Here is a 17,002-nt window from a genome sequence, read left to right as displayed (position 1 = left end):
AGATTTTAAGCATTGGCTCTTATTTTTATTACATTGACTTTATATAAATGTTCGTTATGATTATAAGTATCAGAATAGTCAAAAAATGGAGAGATGTCGATGAAATCAATTTTATTTGATGTAGATGGTGTGTTTTTAAGTGAAGAACGTTGCTTTGATGTATCTGCCTTAACAGTTGAAGAACTATTAAAGAGTGATGATTTTTTAGGTTTAGATAGCGCTCAAAATTTTAATCATATGAATGATGAATTAATTGAAGATATAAGAACACAAGTATTTTTAAACGATCAAATTTTAAATCAATTAAAATCTTTAGGCCTTAATTCTAACTGGGATATGTTATTTGTTGTATTTAGTATTCATTTCATCCATCTCTTGAAACAGTTGGATTCAGAAACAATTAGACAAGTGACTCATGTTGAAACGTTTTCAGTTGAGACTCTACGTGAATTACAATCTTATAATTATCAATTTAAAGTTAATTATGCAGTACCGTTAAAATTTATTCAAAATAGTCAAAGTGGTAAAGAGAATATTTATCTTGAATTAGAAGATTACGCAAAAGATCAATTAAATATTGAAAATGCTAAATTATTTAATTTAAAAAGTCCACTTTGGAATTTAGCTAGAGCAATATATCAAGAATGGTATTTAGGAACAACTTTATATGAAAAAGTAGAAAAGCTTACTCCTTTGTCTATTCCTAAGTCTGGTTTTATTTATGAAGAAAAGATCTTACGTCCTGTGGAAGAAATTAAAACATTATTAAATGATATAAAACAAGCAGGTTTTAACATTGCCATTGCAACTGGTAGACCAAGAACAGAAACAATTGTTCCATTTGAGTCCTTTGGTCTTAAATCTTTTTTTAATGAAAATCATATTGTCACAGCGAGTGAAGTATTGAAAGCTGAGTCAGTATTTCCAAAAGAAGGGCCACTAGGTAAACCTAATCCATTTAGTTATATTGCAACTCTTTATGGAAACAATGAGGGAGATTATTTGCACTATATTCAAAATCAAAAACATATTGTTAATGAGAATGATGTATTTATTGTTGGTGATTCATTAGCGGATTTATTATGTGCTAAAAAGATTGGGGCAACATTTATAGGTACTTTAACTGGTTTAAGTGGGAAAGAAGCAAAAGAAGACCTAGAGCAACACGGTGCTGACTATATTGTTAATCATATTTGTGACATTAGACATATTCTACTTAATAAATAATAAAAAGAAAGGAACGCCGAATATTATCGTCGTTCCTTTCTTATTTATTATATTGATAAAGTTGTACCGTAGATGTTATCAAAATCACCAATCTCATATAATTCTTTAATAACTTGTTGAGTAATAGGTTGATCTATTGACAGAATCATCATTGCTTGTCCACCTTCAGAACTTCTTCCTAAAGACATTGAAGCAATATTGATATCATGTTTACCGAGTAGTTGACCTGTTAAACCTACCATTCCTGGTAAGTCTTTATGATAAGAAATAAATTGATAAGTATTGGGTTTAAAATCTACTGAATAATCATTAATTCTTACAATACGTGCACCAAATCCATCTATTACAGTTGCACCAATTTTTACTTCTTCATGTTCACTTATCAAATTAATTTGAATATAATTGCTGAATGTTCCTTGTGAAGCACGATTTTCAATATGATGAGTGATACCTTGTTCGTTTAATAATGCAATAGCATTAATTAAGTTCACGCGTTCACCTAAATTTTGTTTTAAAATTGACGTGACGATTGATCGAGTAATTAAATCAGATTCTTTTTTAGCATTTTCTCCGTTAAAAGTCACTTTAATCTCTCTAGGTGCATCATCTAATAATTGAATTGCCAATTCACCTGAAAGCTGGCTAATACGAAGCCATTGTTGTGTCTTCTCATCAATATGGTTTAAGTTTAACTTAGGTGCATTGACTGCATTTGTAACATTACCATTTTCTAAAATATCAATGATTTCTTCAGCAACGGATACAGCTACTTTTTCTTGTGCTTCAATCGTAGATGCACCTAAATGAGGAGTTACAATAATATTTTTATGATCGAGAAGCGGTGAATCTAGGGGAGGTTCATTTTCAAATACGTCTAATGCTGCTCTAGCAATTTGATGTTGATTTAAAGCATTAAGCAAGTCGTTTTCATTAATAATTCCGCCTCTAGCTACATTAATAATTTGTAACGTTGGTTTGGCTTGATTAAAAAAATGAGCATCGATAATTCCTTTTGTTTTAGGTGTTAACGGTGTGTGAACGGTAACAAAATCTGAACGTTGAGCAATTTCATCAATCGTTGCTAGTTCAATTCCAAGTTGCTCGGCTTTTTCTTTAGTCAAAAAAGGATCATAAGCTAAAACAGTCATACCAAAACTTTTTAATCTTTCTGCTACACCTAAACCAATACGTCCTGCTCCAATGACGCCTAATACTTTTTGATATAATTCAACTCCTTTAAATGCTTTACGATTCCATTCTTTATTCTTTAGTGATATGTAAGCTTGCGGAATATTTCGTGCCATTGCTAGAATCATAGCAACTGAGTGCTCAGTAGCAGAAATCGTATTTCCATCGGGAGCATTTACAACGAGTATACCGTTTAGAGTTGCTGATTTTATATCAATATTATCCACACCTACACCGGCTCTAGCGATAACTTTTAAATTTGAAGCATGGTTAATAATAGATTCTGTGACTTGAGTTTGACTACGTACGATTAACCCTTGATAGTTAGGAATAATATCGACAAGTTCTTCTTCAGTTAAACCAGACTTAAAATCAACCTTAAAATCAGGATGATGGATTAAACTTTGTAAACCTTCTTCTGAAATTGGATCTGAAACTAAAATATTATGCGTCATGTTGAATTACCTCCGTAAATTTTAACGTAGCTTTACCAATATAATTGACTTTACGATAATCTGTAAGAATTATCTCTAAAGCTGAAACAACAGATAAAATATCAAAAGGTGACACTTTTCCCATGTGACCAATTCTCAAAATGGTTCCTTTTAGTTTGCCTTGACCACCAGCAATAGTAATATTAAATCTTGATTTTAGTGTTGATTTAATATATGTTAATTCGTCTTTATCGTGAGGGATAAAAGAAGTAACAGTAGGAGAGGCATATGAGTCTTTAGTAACTAATAATTTTAAATCTAATGCTTTTAAACTTTCTCTTAAACCATCTCTAATCAAATAATGTCTGTGAATGGTATTGTTAAATCCTTCTTTTTTAATAAGTGCAGCATAAGCGTTAACCGCTCTAAATAATCCAACATTTGGTGTGAATGGAGTAGAATTTTGTTCAATAGAATCAAAGTACTTATTTAAATTTAAATAAAAACGTGGTGTTTTAACTACTTTAAATCGCTCTTGTGCACGATGATTATAAGCAACAAAAGATAGGCCAGGCGGTAACATTAAAGCTTTCTGGCTACCTGACACGAGTACATCAATATTGTCTCTTTCTAAATCGACATCAACGGCACCAATACAACTTACGCCATCGACAACGAAGTAAATGTCTTGATTGAGTGCTTTAATCACTTTTCCTAATTCGTGTATAGGGTGAAGTACAGCAGTAGAAGTTTCGCAAAATTGAGTGAATACAGCAGTAATATCATGATTAAGTGAATGTAAATATGTTTCAAATGCTTCAATGTCGACAGCTTTTCCCCATTCAACATCATAAACATGTACATTCTTATAATATGTTTCAGCAATTTGTTTAAAACGATTACCAAATGCACCTGATACAATGACTACAAAATGGTCCTCAGGATTGACTATATTTAACATACTAGCTTCTAAAACACTAGTACCGCTTGAAGTAAGGATCATTACTTTGTTTTTAGTTCCAAACATAGGTTTTAAATGATTAAATGCTTCTTCTGCGACAGCTTCAAAATCTGAAGAACGATGACCTATCATTGATAAATTAAGTGCATGTGTGATTTCATCAGGTACAGGGGTTGGTCCAGGTGTTAATAATAAAGGTTCGTAATAATACATCGTAAATCTTCCTCCTGATATAAGATTTTTTAATTTTACCAAATATTCTGAAATTTTAAAAGTCTAAAATAAAAAGCGGCAGTTTAATTGACCGCTTTTAGTTCTCATCTTGAATGGTTGCTTGAATTTCTATTTTAACGTTGTTTCGAATTGAGTTAGATATCATACAATGATGATCAGCAATATCTAATAGTTTAGGAAGTCGTTTATTAAGACGCGTTTTTTCTTCTTCTGTAAGAGATATTGTTGGATAATGAGTGATTTTTTCCATTTTAAATTTTCCATTTTCAAAAACTGCACTCCCAATTGACTTAATTTCTAAATGAATATTAGTAAATTTAGCTCGTTCAAGTGTAGCAGCTAAAGAGATAATATAACATGAGGAGGCTGCTGCAACTAACATTTCATCGGGATTTGTCCCAGTTCCATTACCCCCAAGTGAAGAGGGAATAGAAATTTGCTCAGAAATTACATCGCCTTTAACTTTACCGATTTCTTCACGACCTCCACGCCATGACGTATGAACTACAAAATCGTGTTTAACCATTATTATTGACCTCCTATATCATTATGGTAATTTAAGTGTAGTTGAACATATAACTAATTTAAAGGATGGTGTTTAAAAATGAAAATACAAAAGCCTAATACATCATTTCAAATCGTTGCACATCGTGGATTATCGCAGAAATATCCTGAAAATACGTTGGAAGGTTTTAAAGCAGCCCTTATGCAACATATTGATATGTTAGAAATTGATGTACATTTTACAAAAGATAAACAATTAGTAGTCATTCATGACGACTCCATTGATCGCACATCGAATCAAAAGGGTAAAGTAAAAGATTTTACTTTAGAAGAATTAAAACAATTTGATTTTGGAATCAAACATGGTGAATCTTTTAAAAATACCTGTATTTCTACTTTTAGCGAAGTACTTTCTTTATTTAAAAAGTATTCTAAAACATTACTTATTGAAATAAAAAAACCAGAACAGTATCCTGGCATTGAAAAAGCGTTACTTGAGGAACTAGATAAATTTCAAATTCCCTCTCATAGAGTCGTTATTCAGTCATTTGATGTGGAAAGTGTTAAAAAAATGTCTGAATACACAAAGAAATATGCACTAGGTGTTTTAATAAGTAAAAAGCAATACTGGTACAAACAACCTGATTATGAAAATATAGCTTCTTTTGCACAATTTATAAATCCTAATTATAAATTAATAAATAAAAAATTTATCAAGCGTGCTCATGAATATCATCTTAAAGTAATACCTTATACAGTAAATAAAGTGAAAGATGTGAAGAAATTGATTCATTTAGGAGTAGATGGAATTATTTCAGATATACCAGATGATATATTTAAATTATAAATAAAAAACCACCCTGACCAAAATGGAAAGGGTGGTAGAATATTAATCAACTTATCTTGAGTAGTACTCAACGATTAATTGTTCATTAATTTCAGCTGGTAATTCACTACGTTCTGGTAAGCGAACAAAAGTACCTTTTAAGCTGTCAGCATCGAAATCTAAATATTCTGGTACGAAATTGTTGATTTCAACAGATTCTTTAACGATATCTAAGTTTTGTGATTTTTCACGAACTGAGATAACTTGACCTGGTTTTAAAGCGTATGATGGGATGTCAACACGTTTACCATCAACTTCAATATGACCATGACCAACTAATTGACGAGCTTGACGACGTGTACGTGCTAAACCTAATGAGTAAACTACTGCATCTAAACGGCTAGCTAATAAAATCATGAAGTTTTCACCATGTACACCGTGTTGTTTACCAGCAATATCAAATGTATTACGGAATTGTCTTTCAGTCATTCCATATAAATAACGTAATTTTTGTTTTTCACGTAATTGTAAACCATATTCTGATAATTTTTTACGTTGGTTTGGACCATGTTGTCCTGGTGCGTAAGGACGTTTTTCTAATTCTTTACCAGTACCACTTAATGAGATACCTAAACGACGAGATTTTTTCCAGTTAGAACCTCTGAATCGAGCCATAATAAGACTCCTCCTTTTTCTTTTTTGTTGGAATGAATAAACAAAAAAGAGTGTTGTATGCTCATTAAGATATATTGTTTTATGTGTCTTCACCTTATAGCTACAGTTACGCGACACGTCCACATCGGGAACAACATAGAGCTTAATAATATACAACTGCTATTTTCGTTAATTCACACAAAATTCATTGTACCATTATTTTTTAAAGTGTCAAGGAATCATTTAAATTTATTATTTTGATAATTGGTGTTCTAAGATAGAAACGATTTCTTCAAGTCCTTGTTGATCGTCTTTACTAAATCGTTGCGTAATAGGTGCATCTATATCTAACACGCCGATGATTTCATTATTAACATGAATTGGAACGACAATTTCAGATTTACTATTAGCATCGCAAGCGATGTGACCAGGAAATGTATTTACATCATCTACAAGTTGTGTTTGGTTGTTTGCAACAGCAGTTCCACATACACCTTTTCCTATAGAGATATGCATACAAGCAGGATGGCCTTGGAAAGGACCTAAAATAAGTTCATTATTTTCAATTAAATAAAATCCTAACCAATTGATTTGATCTAAATTGTCATTGAGTAAAGCTGAAGTATTACTTAAAATTGCGATTAGATTTGTTTCATCTTCAATAAGACTTGCAAGTTGTTTACCTAATAAGTTGTAATTTGTTTCTTTAATTGTCGGCATATAAAAACCTCTCTATCAATATTTTGATTATTAGTATAAATGTAAAAAATTTTTCAATCAATTCTTTGAATTTTATTTTAATGACGAGATAAGATACGTTATAATAATGATAATATAGGAGGAGAATGAGATGGTTTTATACATTATATTAGCAATTATTATTATTATATTGATTGCTGTCGGTATTATGTTTTATTTACGTTCTAACAAACGTAAAATAGTTGAGCAAGCAGAAGAACGTAAATTAAAAGTTCAACAGTTACCTTTTGAAGATAATTTAGAAAAGTTATCAGCTTTAAATCTTAAAGGTGAAACGAGAACAAAATATGACGCGTTAAAACAAAACACATTAGATCACACTAATAACTATTTAGCACCAGTAGAAGAAAAAATTCATGACGCTGAGCTTCAACTTGATAAATTCCAATTTGCAGGAGCTCAAACTGAAATTGATGATGCTCATGAATTAATGGATAGATATGAAGCTGGTTATCAGTCACAAGTAGATGAAGTAAATGAAATTCTTTCTCTACATAAAGATAACGAAGCAATCTATGAAAAATGTAAAACAGATTATCGTGAAATGAAAAGAGATGTTTTAGCAAATAGACATCAATTTGGAGAAGCGGCAGCTCCTCTTGAAAAACGTATTGAGGCTTTTGAACCAGAACTTGATCAGTATGACATGCTGAAAGAAGAAGGTAACTATGTACAAGCTCATAATCATATTAATGGATTAAATGAATCTATTAATGAAACAAAAGAATACATGGATGAAATTCCAGATTTAATTAGAGAAACTCAAAAAGAGTTACCCGGACAATTCCAAGATTTAAAATATGGTTGTAGAGATTTAAAAGTAAATGGTTATGACTTGGATCATGTAAAAATTGATGGTACATTACAAAGCTTAAAAACTGAATTAAATTTTGTAGAACCTATGATTAGTCGTCTTGAATTACAGGAAGCTAATGATAAATTGCAACAAATTAATGATAAGCTTGATGAAATGTATGATTTAATTGAGCATGAAGTAAAAGCTAAAAATGAAGTTGAAGAAACAAAAGAAGATATTACAAATGAATTATTCAAAGCGAGAGAAATGAATTATACGCTTAGAACAGAAATCGACTATATTCGAGAAAACTATTTCATTAATGAAAGTGATGTTCATAGTATTAGACAACATGAAAATGAAATTCAAAATCTAGTTGTAGTATATGATGATATTCTAAAAGAAATGTCTAAATCTGCTGTGAGATATAGTGAAGTAAAAGATAATTTAGAATACTTAGATGAACATGTAAAAGTGATTAATGAAGAACAAGAAAAATTACAAAATCATCTGATTCAACTTAGAGAAGATGAAGCTGAGGCTGAAGATAATCTATTAAAAATTCAATCGAAAAAAGAAGAGATTTATCGTCGACTTCTTGCTTCAAACTTAACAAGTGTTCCAGAGCGATTTGTTATTATGAAAAATGAAATCGACCATGAAGTAAGAGCGGTCAGCGAACAATTTAACGAACGTCCGCTTCATGTTAAACAACTTAAAGATAAAGTTTCAAAAATCGTAATTCAAATGAATACTTTTGAAGATGAAGCGAATGATATATTAGTCAATGCAGTCTATGCAGAACGATTAATTCAATATGGAAATAGATATCGTAAAGATCATCATACTGTAGATAAAAGCTTAAACGAAGCAGAACGTTTATTTAAAAATAACCGTTATAAACGCTCAATTGAAGTATCAGAGCAAGCACTTGAAAGTGTAGAACCTGGTATAACAAAACATATTGAAAATGAAGTAATTAAAGGATAATACATTTTTATAGTTAGAGAATGACCTAGACATCCACATATTTCTAGGTTATTCTCTTTTATTTTTAAAAAAAAATAGTATAATGCTTGAGTGTCTATTTTTAAGTCGAGAAAGTTAAAATATGTTTTAGATATGTTATTGATGAAAGTGAGTGTTCTATATATATGATTTATTTAGACAATGCTGCCACAACAAAACCGAACCAAGCGGTTTTAGATTCATTTCTAAAAGTAAGTGAGAAAGCTTATTATAATGCTAATAGTCCTCATCAAATGGGTTTACAATCAGAAAAAATATTATTACAGGCTAAGTCGCGTGTAAAAGAGATGTTAAACCTCAATAAAAATACTGATATCATTTTCACAAGTGGTGCTACTGAGTCTAATAATATTGCACTCAAAGGTATTGCATTAAGAAAAAAACAGTTTGCGAATGTAATCATTACCTCAGTCTTAGAACATCCATCAGTATTAGAAGTGATGCGTTATTTAGAAACACAAGGATTTATATTGAAATATGTGAATGTGACTCCAAATGGTCAAATAGATATTAATCATTTAGAACAATTAATGAGGGATAATGTGGGCTTAGTTACATGTATGTATGTCAATAATGTTATGGGACAAATACAACCGATAAAAGAAATAGGATCATTATTAAAACAATATCCTAAGGCACATTTTCACGTAGATGGCGTACAGGCTTTAGGGAAAATTCCAATGCAATTAGAGGATGTAAATAGTATTAGTTTTAGTGGTCATAAATTTAATGGTTTAAAAGGTCAAGGCATATTAATTATCGATAATAAGGAAAAAATTGAACCCACAATATTTGGCGGTGGCCAAGAATATGGAATTAGAAGTGGCACGGTAAATTTAGCAATGAATGTTTCACTTGTGAAAGCAATGGAAATTGCAATTCAAAATTTAAATGAGCTTAATCATCGTCTATCACGCTATAATAAAGTAATTAGAGAATGTTTAAGTCAATATAAGGGAGTGTATATTAATTCTCCAGAAAATAGCGCTCCGCATATTTTAAATATCGCTTTTCCAGGAGTAAAAGGAGAAGTGCTTGTTAATGCGTTCTCAAAATTGGATATTATGGTATCGACTACAAGTGCATGTTCGTCTAAAAGAGAAAAATTAAATGAAGTTTTGTTAGCAATGGGTATTAAGGATAACAGAATAGAGGGAAGTGTTCGCTTATCCATGGGTGAAACGACAACAGAAAAAGATATCGAACAATTTAAAGATAAACTTGAATTAATCTATGCTCAAATAAAGGAGTTGTTGAAATAAATGAAATATGATCATATTTTGGTTAGATATGGAGAACTTACGTTAAAAGGAACAAATAGAAGAAGATTCACAAATGTATTAAAAGAAAATGTTATTCAGTCATTACGTTCATTAGAAGGTACACGAGTTAAATGTGAGAGAGATCGCATGTTTATCTCGCTTTTTGAGGACGCAAATGTTAATGAAGTCATGAATCGTTTAACAAAGATATTTGGCATAAAGTCTATTAGTCCAGTATTTAAAACAACACAAAATCTTGAAGATATGAAACAACTTTGTATTTCGTTAGCTAAAGACTTTGCAAATGGAGATACTTTTAAAGTTGATGTAAAACGTGTAGATAAATCATTTTCATTAGATACGTATCAACTACAAAGAGAACTAGGTGGCGCCATTTTAAAAGCAGTTGATCATTTAAAAGTAGATGTTAAACGTCCGACACATAATATTAAAGTAGAAGTACGTAAAAAAGGCGTGTATATCTATACTAAAGTTATCAATGGTGCTGGCGGATTACCTACTGGTACAGGTGGTAAAACACTTCTTCAGTTGTCAGGTGGAATTGATTCACCAGTAGCTGGTATGGAAATTATGAAACGTGGAGTAAAAATAGAAGCTATTCATTTTCACAGTCCACCATTTACAAGTGAAAAAGCGAAAGACAAAGTGATTGAATTGACACGCATACTATCTGAACGTGTAGGACCAATTAAATTACACATTGTTCCTTTCACAGCACTTCAAAAACAAATCAATAAGTCTGTGCATCCACGATATACCATGACATCTACTAGACGCATGATGTTACGAGTGACAGATATTATCTTAGAACGTATTGGAGCGAATGCTATCGTAAATGGTGAAAATTTAGGTCAAGTAGCTAGTCAAACATTAAAGAGTATGTACGCAATCAATGATGTTACATCTACTCCTATTTTAAGACCACTTATTTCTTTAGATAAAGAAGATATTATTAAAAAAGCAAAAGAAATAGGAACATTTGAAGTTTCAATACAACCTTATGAGGATTGCTGTACGATTTTCACGCCTGAAAACCCTGTAACTGAACCAGATTTTGATAAAGTTGTTAAATATGAAAGTGTGTTTAATTTTGATGATCTTGTCCAAGAAGCAGCAGACAATGTAGAAACAATAGAGATTAATAAAGATTATAAAACTGAAAAAGATAAACATACTGATGCACTCATTGATGAATTATTTTAATATGAAAGTAGTAAAGTCATTTAATAAGAGGTGGGCGTTATTGAACTAAGTTTTCATATTATTTTCATTATTATTAGTTTTGGTTTCTTGGCAGCATTTATAGATGCTGTTGTGGGTGGCGGTGGCTTAATATCAATTCCTGCACTCTTAGCTATAGGAATGCCGCCATCATTAGCATTAGGTACAAATAAATTAGCGAGTGCGTTTGGCTCATTAACGAGTGCAATCAAATTTTTAAAATCTGGAAATGTGGATAAAAAAATAGCATTTAGACTATTTCCGTTTGTATTTATATTTGCAGTTGGTGGAGCAAGTTTAGCAACTTTCTTACCATCAGAAGTTTTGAAACCACTCGTTATAGTCATATTGACACTTGTTTTAATTTACACCATTTTTAAGAAAGAATGGGGTAATGTCAGAACGTTTTCTAAACTTACTATTAGTAAAGCGATTGCCTTTATATCACTCCTGCTTTTAATTGGATTTTATGACGGATTCTTAGGCGGTGGTACTGGATCATTTATGTTATTTGTATTATTAATGTTTGGATTTGATTTTTTAAGTGCAGCTGGAAATGCAAAAGTATTAAACTTTGCTTCAAACGTTGGTGCATTAACATTATTTATTATTCTTGGCCAAGTAAATATAACATATGGATTAATTATGGCAGTTAGTATGGTGATTGGGTCGTATACTGGTGCACATTTTGCAATCAAAAAAGGTGTAGGATATGTCAAAATTGTATTTATAATAGTCACCATTTTACTCATTTTAAAAAATACCTTTGATTATATTATGCAAATCATTTCAAATTAAAATAATAGTTAGCGTTTTAAATGATTGAAATAAGTTTAAATACTATCGTATCATTAAACTATAATTTAAATAACTAATGGGAGGTCATATAATATGACAGAAATTACTTTTAAAAATAACCCTATACATTTAGAAGGAACTGAGGTTTCAAAAGGAGATGTGGCTCCTAATTTTAAAGTTTTGGATAATAGTTTAAATGAAGTTACTTTAGATAATTTTAAAGGGCAAAAGAAATTGATTAGTGTCGTTCCTTCTATTGATACTGGTGTATGTGATCAACAAACTCGCAAATTTAATGAAGAGGCTTCTCAAGAAAATGGTGTAGTACTTACAATTTCAGCGGATTTACCTTTCGCTCAAAAAAGATGGTGTGCATCAAATGGTCTAGAAAATGTAATTACGTTAAGTGACCATAAAGATTTATCATTTGGTGAACATTATGGTGTTGTTATGAAAGAAATGAGATTATTAGCTCGTTCTGTTTTCGTATTAGATGAAAACAATCATGTAGTTTATAAAGAGTTAGTTCAAGAAGGTACTGATTTTCCAAATTTCGAGGCTGCTTTAGAAGCATATCGTAATATTTAAGTCACTACTAAACGATTAAATTAAAGATATAATACTAATATTGTCCATATGTATTTTAAAATGAATGATTTCGTTTTAAGACATTTGCATTATGGACATTTTTTTATTGGAAAGGAATTGAATATGGCAGAAGAACAAACTATTATGGAAAGATTATTCCGAACTTTAGATGATAAAGCTAAGTCGTTAAATGAAGAAAATGGTCAAAGCTTTATAGAAAATTTAGGCTTAGCAATGGAAGATGTATATCGTAATCAACGTACACTGTTAGAACAAGCAACGTTCCAAGATCGTCGAAAAGCATTTCAATTTGCTTACTTGAGCTTATTACAAGAAGAAAATATTCAAGCAAATCATCAAATTACACCAGATTCTATTGGTTTGATTTTAGGTTTTTTAGTACAAAAATTTACAGAAAATAATAAAGAATTACAGATTGTTGATATTGCAAGTGGAGCAGGTCATTTAAGCGCTACAGTGAATGAAGTATTAAAAGATAGCGAAGTTATGCATCACTTAATTGAAGTAGATCCTGTTTTATCGAGAGTTAGTGTGCATCTAGCGAATTTTTTAGAAATACCATTCGATGTGTATCCTCAAGATGCAATTATGCCATTACCATTGGAAGAAGCTGATGTTGTTATTGGAGATTTTCCTATTGGATATTATCCTTTAGATGGGCGTAGTAAAGAAATGAAACTTGGATTTGAAGAAGGTCATAGTTATTCACACTTTTTACTTATCGAACAAGCTGTCTATGCTTTAAAACAAAGTGGCTATGCTTTTTTAGTAGTACCTAGTAATATTTTTGAAGATGAACATGTGAAACAGCTACAAAATTTTATTACTACAGAAACTGAAATGCAAGCATTTTTAAACCTTCCTAAAACATTGTTTAAAAATGAAAATGCACGTAAATCAATTTTAATACTACAAAAGAAAAAAGCAAATGAAACTAAGCCTGTAGAAGTGTTATTAGCTAATATTCCGGATTTTAAAAATCCTAATCAATTCCATGGTTTTATTAACGAATTAAATGAATGGATGGACGCAAATCATTCACAAAAATAAACTGTGATATTCTTGAATTACTTCTGTATTAGTGGTTAAATAGATATGGATATTTAATATATAAATTGGAGGACAATGAATCATGTCTAAATTAGTTTTAGCGATTAATGCGGGAAGTTCTTCTTTAAAGTTCCAACTTATCAGAATGCCTGAAGAAGAATTAGTTACAAAGGGCTTAATTGAGCGTATTGGTATTAAAGATTCAATATTTACTATTGAAGTAAATGGTGAAAAAATAAAAAGAGTTAAAGATATTAAAGATCATGAAGAAGCAATTAATATCATGTTAGATAGCTTCAAAAAACATGGTATTATTAATGATATTAATGATATTGCTGGTACAGGGCATCGCGTTGTTCATGGTGGAGAATTATTCCCTAAATCTGCTTTAGTCACTGATGAAGTAGAAGAAAAAATTGAGTCATTAAGTGAATTAGCGCCATTACATAATCCTGCAAACTTAATGGGAGTTCGTGCCTTTAGAAAGTTATTACCTAATATTCCACATGTTGTAGTTTTTGATACTTCATTCCATCAAACTATGCCAGAAAGTTCTTATTTGTATAGTTTACCATATAACTATTACGAAGATTTTGGTATTCGTAAATATGGTTTCCATGGTACAAGCCATAAATATGTATCACGACGTGCGGCTGATATTTTAGAAAAACCTATTGAAGAATTACGTATTATTTCTTGTCATATTGGTAATGGTGCGTCAATTGCTGCAATTGATGGTGGGAAATCTATCGATACATCAATGGGCTTCACTCCATTAGCAGGTGTAACAATGGGTACACGCTCAGGAGATATTGATCCAGCTTTAATTCCATTTATTATGGAAAAAACAGGTAAAACTGCTGATGAAGTTTTAACAGTTTTAAACAAAGAATCTGGATTATTAGGTATCTCTGGTACTTCAAGTGATTTACGTGATTTATTAGGTGAAGCTGCAAATGGCGATGAACGAGCTGAACTTGCTTTAGATATTTTTGCTTCTAGAATTCACAAATATATTGGTTCTTATGCTGCTAGAATGCATGGCGTTGATGTTATTGTCTTCACAGCAGGTGTCGGTGAAAATTCATCACCAATACGTGCTAAAATTTTAGAAGGCTTAGAGTTTATGGGTGTTTATTGGGATCCTAAGAAAAATGAATCTACTCACGGTGAAGAAGCTTTCATAAATTATCCACACTCTCCAGTTAAAGTAATTGTTGTTCCAACTAATGAAGAAGTCATGATTGCAAGAGACACAGTAAAATTCGGTGAATTATAAGATATATTAAAAAAACGATGAGATTAAACTTATCTCATCGTTTTTTTAGAACATAGCAGGGAAATAGGACAAAAGTCATGTTGAATTTGTTGTCCTACCCTGATGATGTATCTCTAACATATTAAAGAGACCTGAGACAATTCCTTATGTCTCAGGCCTTTTTATTTAAATACATTACTTTATTAAGAAAATTGTTTTCTAAATTCAGGAGTTGCAACTTCAGGTTGGAAATCATCTGGAATTTCTTCAGTACGCACGACAAGTACGTCACACGGTGCATGACGAACGATTGCTTCTGAAACAGAACCAACGATAAATCGTTCTACTGCATTTAATCCTGAAGTACCACACATTATTAAGTCGACACCTAATTCATTTGCTAATTTTTTAGGTATAATTGCTTTAGGTGAGCCAAATTCTAGACGAGTTTCTACATTTGTAACACCAGCACGTGAAGCAACTTCTTTATAGCCTTTTAAAAGTTCATCAGAAAAACCTTTAGATTTTTCTGTGAATTGAGCATCGTACACTTCATAAGAAGAGTAAGTTCTTGAATCGATAATATTAACAATAGTTAATTGAGCATCATTACGTTTAGCAACGTCTAAAGCTTTGTTGAAAGCCCATTCTGCTTCATGTGAACCATCAACTGCGATTAAAATATTTTTATAAGTTAACATCTTAAGTCCCCCTTAACTTTTCTTAATTCAATTTTAACATAAATTTCTGAATATTTAATATTTATAATTCAACAATTATGTGGACGTTGTGCACCTTTGATGATTGCGCTTTCATTAATTTAGCGTTACTATAAGGAGTGGAGGTGAATGGAATGAAAATCGGTATTCCAAAAGAAATAAAAAATAATGAGAACAGAGTAGGTTTATCACCAAGTGGTATACATGCATTAGTTGAACAAGGACATACAGTACTTGTAGAAACAAACGCAGGTTCTGGTTCATATTTTGAAGACGAAGATTATAAACAAGCTGGTGCAGAAATAGTTAACGATGCAAAAACAACTTGGGATGTAGACATGGTGATTAAAGTAAAAGAACCATTAGAGGAAGAATATAAATATTTCAGAGAAGGTCTTATCTTATTCACATACTTGCATCTTGCTAATGAGGAAAAACTTACTCAAGCATTAGTTGATAATAAAGTAGTAAGTATTGCCTACGAAACAGTTCAATTACCAGATCGTTCTTTACCTTTATTAACACCAATGAGTGAAGTTGCAGGACGTATGTCAGCTCAAATTGGTGCAGAATTCTTACAAAAAGTTAACGGTGGAATGGGTATTCTACTTGGTGGCGTGCCAGGTGTACCAAAAGGCAAAGTTACCATTATTGGTGGCGGACAAGCAGGTACAAATGCTGCTAAAATTGCTTTAGGATTAGGTGCAGATGTAACTATTTTAGATGTAAATCCTAAACGTTTAGCGGAATTAGAAGATTTGTTTGACGGTCGTGTTAATACAATAATGTCTAACCCACTTAATATTGAAAATGCAGTTAAAGAAAGTGACTTAGTTATTGGTGCAGTATTAATTCCTGGAGCGAAAGCACCAAGTTTAGTTACTGAAGATATGATTAAACAAATGAAAGACGGTTCAGTAGTAGTCGACATTGCTATTGACCAAGGTGGTATCTTTGAAACTACTGATAAAATCACGACACATGATGATCCAACTTATGTTAAACATGGTGTTGTACATTATGCAGTAGCGAATATGCCTGGTGCAGTTCCACGTACTTCTACTATTGCTCTTAATAATGCTACTTTACCTTATGCACAGTTGCTTGCTAATAAAGGTTATAAAGAGGCATTTAAAGCAAATGAGCCTCTTTCATTAGGTTTAAATACGTATAAAGGTTATGTAACTAATAAAGGTGTTGCAGACTCCTTTGATTTAACTTATACATCTATTGAAGATGCATTAAAAGAATAATCTAAATTAATTCAATAAAAAGCGGAATAGCATTCTTTATGAGTTTCTATTCCGCTTTTTTGATATAAAAGAGAGATTTAACTTTTAAATTACTTATTATAATGGATAAAGTCCGTATAATTGTGTAAAAGTAAAAAGGCCATATAACAGTCCTTTTACGGTACAATGTTTTTAACGACAAAAACATACCCAGGAGGAC

The 17,002-nt window shown here is 31.3% G+C and carries 16 protein-coding genes; 10 read left to right on the top strand and 6 right to left on the bottom strand.

Going from position 1 to position 17,002, the window contains the following annotated elements:
- Nucleotides 1-99: 99 nt before the first annotated feature.
- Nucleotides 100-1,227 (top strand): HAD family hydrolase, encoded by a 1,128-nt coding sequence (locus BDW25_RS10260; protein ID WP_002448292.1) that lies wholly within the window; start codon nucleotides 100-102, stop codon nucleotides 1,225-1,227.
- A 47-nt stretch (nucleotides 1,228-1,274) separates the two neighbouring features.
- Here the strand turns inward: BDW25_RS10260 and serA are convergent, their stop codons facing one another.
- From serA to BDW25_RS10245, 3 genes are all read right to left on the bottom strand, one after another.
- A complete protein-coding gene (serA, locus tag BDW25_RS10255; protein ID WP_133945532.1) occupies nucleotides 1,275-2,870 on the bottom strand; it encodes a phosphoglycerate dehydrogenase in 1,596 nt (531 codons plus the stop codon).
- Nucleotides 2,860-4,023, bottom strand: a complete 1,164-nt coding sequence (locus BDW25_RS10250) for a pyridoxal-phosphate-dependent aminotransferase family protein (RefSeq protein ID WP_049418502.1) — start codon at nucleotides 4,021-4,023, stop codon at nucleotides 2,860-2,862. The genes serA and BDW25_RS10250 overlap by 11 nt, the downstream gene beginning before the upstream one ends.
- A 97-nt stretch (nucleotides 4,024-4,120) precedes the next feature.
- Nucleotides 4,121-4,570 carry an OsmC family protein gene (locus tag BDW25_RS10245; RefSeq protein ID WP_049418500.1) on the bottom strand — a complete coding sequence of 150 codons (450 nt, stop codon included), beginning with the start codon at nucleotides 4,568-4,570 and terminating at the stop codon, nucleotides 4,121-4,123.
- Nucleotides 4,571-4,648: 78 nt separating this feature from the next.
- Between BDW25_RS10245 and BDW25_RS10240 the strand changes: the two genes are divergently transcribed.
- Nucleotides 4,649-5,395 carry a glycerophosphodiester phosphodiesterase gene (locus BDW25_RS10240; protein WP_049418498.1) on the top strand — a complete coding sequence of 249 codons (747 nt, stop codon included), beginning with the start codon at nucleotides 4,649-4,651 and terminating at the stop codon, nucleotides 5,393-5,395.
- A 51-nt stretch (nucleotides 5,396-5,446) separates the two neighbouring features.
- Here BDW25_RS10240 and rpsD read toward each other — a convergent pair whose 3' ends face one another.
- Both rpsD and BDW25_RS10225 read right to left on the bottom strand, forming a co-directional pair.
- A complete protein-coding gene (gene rpsD / locus BDW25_RS10235; RefSeq protein ID WP_049418496.1) occupies nucleotides 5,447-6,049 on the bottom strand; it encodes a 30S ribosomal protein S4 in 603 nt (200 codons plus the stop codon).
- A 231-nt stretch (nucleotides 6,050-6,280) separates the two neighbouring features.
- Nucleotides 6,281-6,748, bottom strand: a complete 468-nt coding sequence (locus BDW25_RS10225) for a GAF domain-containing protein (protein WP_049335921.1) — start codon at nucleotides 6,746-6,748, stop codon at nucleotides 6,281-6,283.
- A 130-nt stretch (nucleotides 6,749-6,878) separates the two neighbouring features.
- Between BDW25_RS10225 and ezrA the strand changes: the two genes are divergently transcribed.
- The 7 genes from ezrA to BDW25_RS10190 all read left to right on the top strand — a co-directional run bounded on the left by ezrA (nucleotide 6,879) and on the right by BDW25_RS10190 (nucleotide 14,852).
- The gene (gene ezrA, locus BDW25_RS10220) at nucleotides 6,879-8,573 is read left to right on the top strand and encodes a septation ring formation regulator EzrA (RefSeq protein ID WP_002448287.1); all 1,695 of its coding nucleotides are present in this window, start codon (nucleotides 6,879-6,881) and stop codon (nucleotides 8,571-8,573) included.
- Between the two features lie 164 nt (nucleotides 8,574-8,737).
- Nucleotides 8,738-9,874 (top strand): cysteine desulfurase family protein, encoded by a 1,137-nt coding sequence (locus BDW25_RS10215; protein WP_133945529.1) that lies wholly within the window; start codon nucleotides 8,738-8,740, stop codon nucleotides 9,872-9,874.
- Nucleotides 9,875-11,098: a tRNA uracil 4-sulfurtransferase ThiI gene (thiI, locus tag BDW25_RS10210; RefSeq protein ID WP_133945527.1), complete on the top strand. Its 1,224-nt coding sequence runs from the start codon at nucleotides 9,875-9,877 to the stop codon at nucleotides 11,096-11,098.
- A gap of 30 nt (nucleotides 11,099-11,128) precedes the next feature.
- Entirely contained in the window at nucleotides 11,129-11,914 is a 786-nt protein-coding gene (locus BDW25_RS10205; protein WP_002448299.1) for a sulfite exporter TauE/SafE family protein, read from the top strand.
- A gap of 93 nt (nucleotides 11,915-12,007) precedes the next feature.
- Nucleotides 12,008-12,502, top strand: a complete 495-nt coding sequence (tpx, locus tag BDW25_RS10200; protein ID WP_002448307.1) for a thiol peroxidase — start codon at nucleotides 12,008-12,010, stop codon at nucleotides 12,500-12,502.
- Nucleotides 12,503-12,625: 123 nt separating this feature from the next.
- Nucleotides 12,626-13,573, top strand: a complete 948-nt coding sequence (locus tag BDW25_RS10195; protein WP_002487979.1) for a class I SAM-dependent methyltransferase — start codon at nucleotides 12,626-12,628, stop codon at nucleotides 13,571-13,573.
- 82 nt (nucleotides 13,574-13,655) lie between these two features.
- Complete coding sequence (locus tag BDW25_RS10190; protein ID WP_002448289.1) at nucleotides 13,656-14,852, top strand: acetate kinase; 1,197 nt, start codon at nucleotides 13,656-13,658, stop codon at nucleotides 14,850-14,852.
- 182 nt (nucleotides 14,853-15,034) lie between these two features.
- On the opposite strand, the gene BDW25_RS10185 is transcribed toward BDW25_RS10190, so the two are convergent.
- Complete coding sequence (locus BDW25_RS10185) at nucleotides 15,035-15,532, bottom strand: universal stress protein (RefSeq protein ID WP_002448964.1); 498 nt, start codon at nucleotides 15,530-15,532, stop codon at nucleotides 15,035-15,037.
- A gap of 152 nt (nucleotides 15,533-15,684) precedes the next feature.
- On the opposite strand from BDW25_RS10185, the gene ald reads away from it, so the two are divergent.
- Nucleotides 15,685-16,803: an alanine dehydrogenase gene (gene ald / locus BDW25_RS10180; RefSeq protein ID WP_065581317.1), complete on the top strand. Its 1,119-nt coding sequence runs from the start codon at nucleotides 15,685-15,687 to the stop codon at nucleotides 16,801-16,803.
- Nucleotides 16,804-17,002 lie beyond the last annotated feature (199 nt).

Source organism: Staphylococcus sp. AtDRG32 (assembly GCF_004365845.1).
Taxonomy (GTDB): domain Bacteria; phylum Bacillota; class Bacilli; order Staphylococcales; family Staphylococcaceae; genus Staphylococcus; species Staphylococcus hominis.
Note: the sequence above shows the minus strand (reverse complement) of the source record. Positions and strands in the feature narration are given on the sequence as shown.

Coding starts and splice junctions, on each gene's coding strand:
- tpx (WP_002448307.1), top strand. CDS start 12,008: ATGACAGAAATTACTTTTAAAAATAACCCTATACATTTAGAAGGAACT.
- BDW25_RS10240 (WP_049418498.1), top strand. CDS start 4,649: ATGAAAATACAAAAGCCTAATACATCATTTCAAATCGTTGCACATCGT.
- BDW25_RS10260 (WP_002448292.1), top strand. CDS start 100: ATGAAATCAATTTTATTTGATGTAGATGGTGTGTTTTTAAGTGAAGAA.
- BDW25_RS10190 (WP_002448289.1), top strand. CDS start 13,656: ATGTCTAAATTAGTTTTAGCGATTAATGCGGGAAGTTCTTCTTTAAAG.
- ezrA (WP_002448287.1), top strand. CDS start 6,879: ATGGTTTTATACATTATATTAGCAATTATTATTATTATATTGATTGCT.
- BDW25_RS10225 (WP_049335921.1), bottom strand. CDS start 6,748: ATGCCGACAATTAAAGAAACAAATTACAACTTATTAGGTAAACAACTT.
- ald (WP_065581317.1), top strand. CDS start 15,685: ATGAAAATCGGTATTCCAAAAGAAATAAAAAATAATGAGAACAGAGTA.
- BDW25_RS10250 (WP_049418502.1), bottom strand. CDS start 4,023: ATGTATTATTACGAACCTTTATTATTAACACCTGGACCAACCCCTGTA.
- rpsD (WP_049418496.1), bottom strand. CDS start 6,049: ATGGCTCGATTCAGAGGTTCTAACTGGAAAAAATCTCGTCGTTTAGGT.
- serA (WP_133945532.1), bottom strand. CDS start 2,870: ATGACGCATAATATTTTAGTTTCAGATCCAATTTCAGAAGAAGGTTTA.
- BDW25_RS10245 (WP_049418500.1), bottom strand. CDS start 4,570: ATGGTTAAACACGATTTTGTAGTTCATACGTCATGGCGTGGAGGTCGT.
- BDW25_RS10215 (WP_133945529.1), top strand. CDS start 8,738: ATGATTTATTTAGACAATGCTGCCACAACAAAACCGAACCAAGCGGTT.
- BDW25_RS10195 (WP_002487979.1), top strand. CDS start 12,626: ATGGCAGAAGAACAAACTATTATGGAAAGATTATTCCGAACTTTAGAT.
- BDW25_RS10185 (WP_002448964.1), bottom strand. CDS start 15,532: ATGTTAACTTATAAAAATATTTTAATCGCAGTTGATGGTTCACATGAA.
- thiI (WP_133945527.1), top strand. CDS start 9,875: ATGAAATATGATCATATTTTGGTTAGATATGGAGAACTTACGTTAAAA.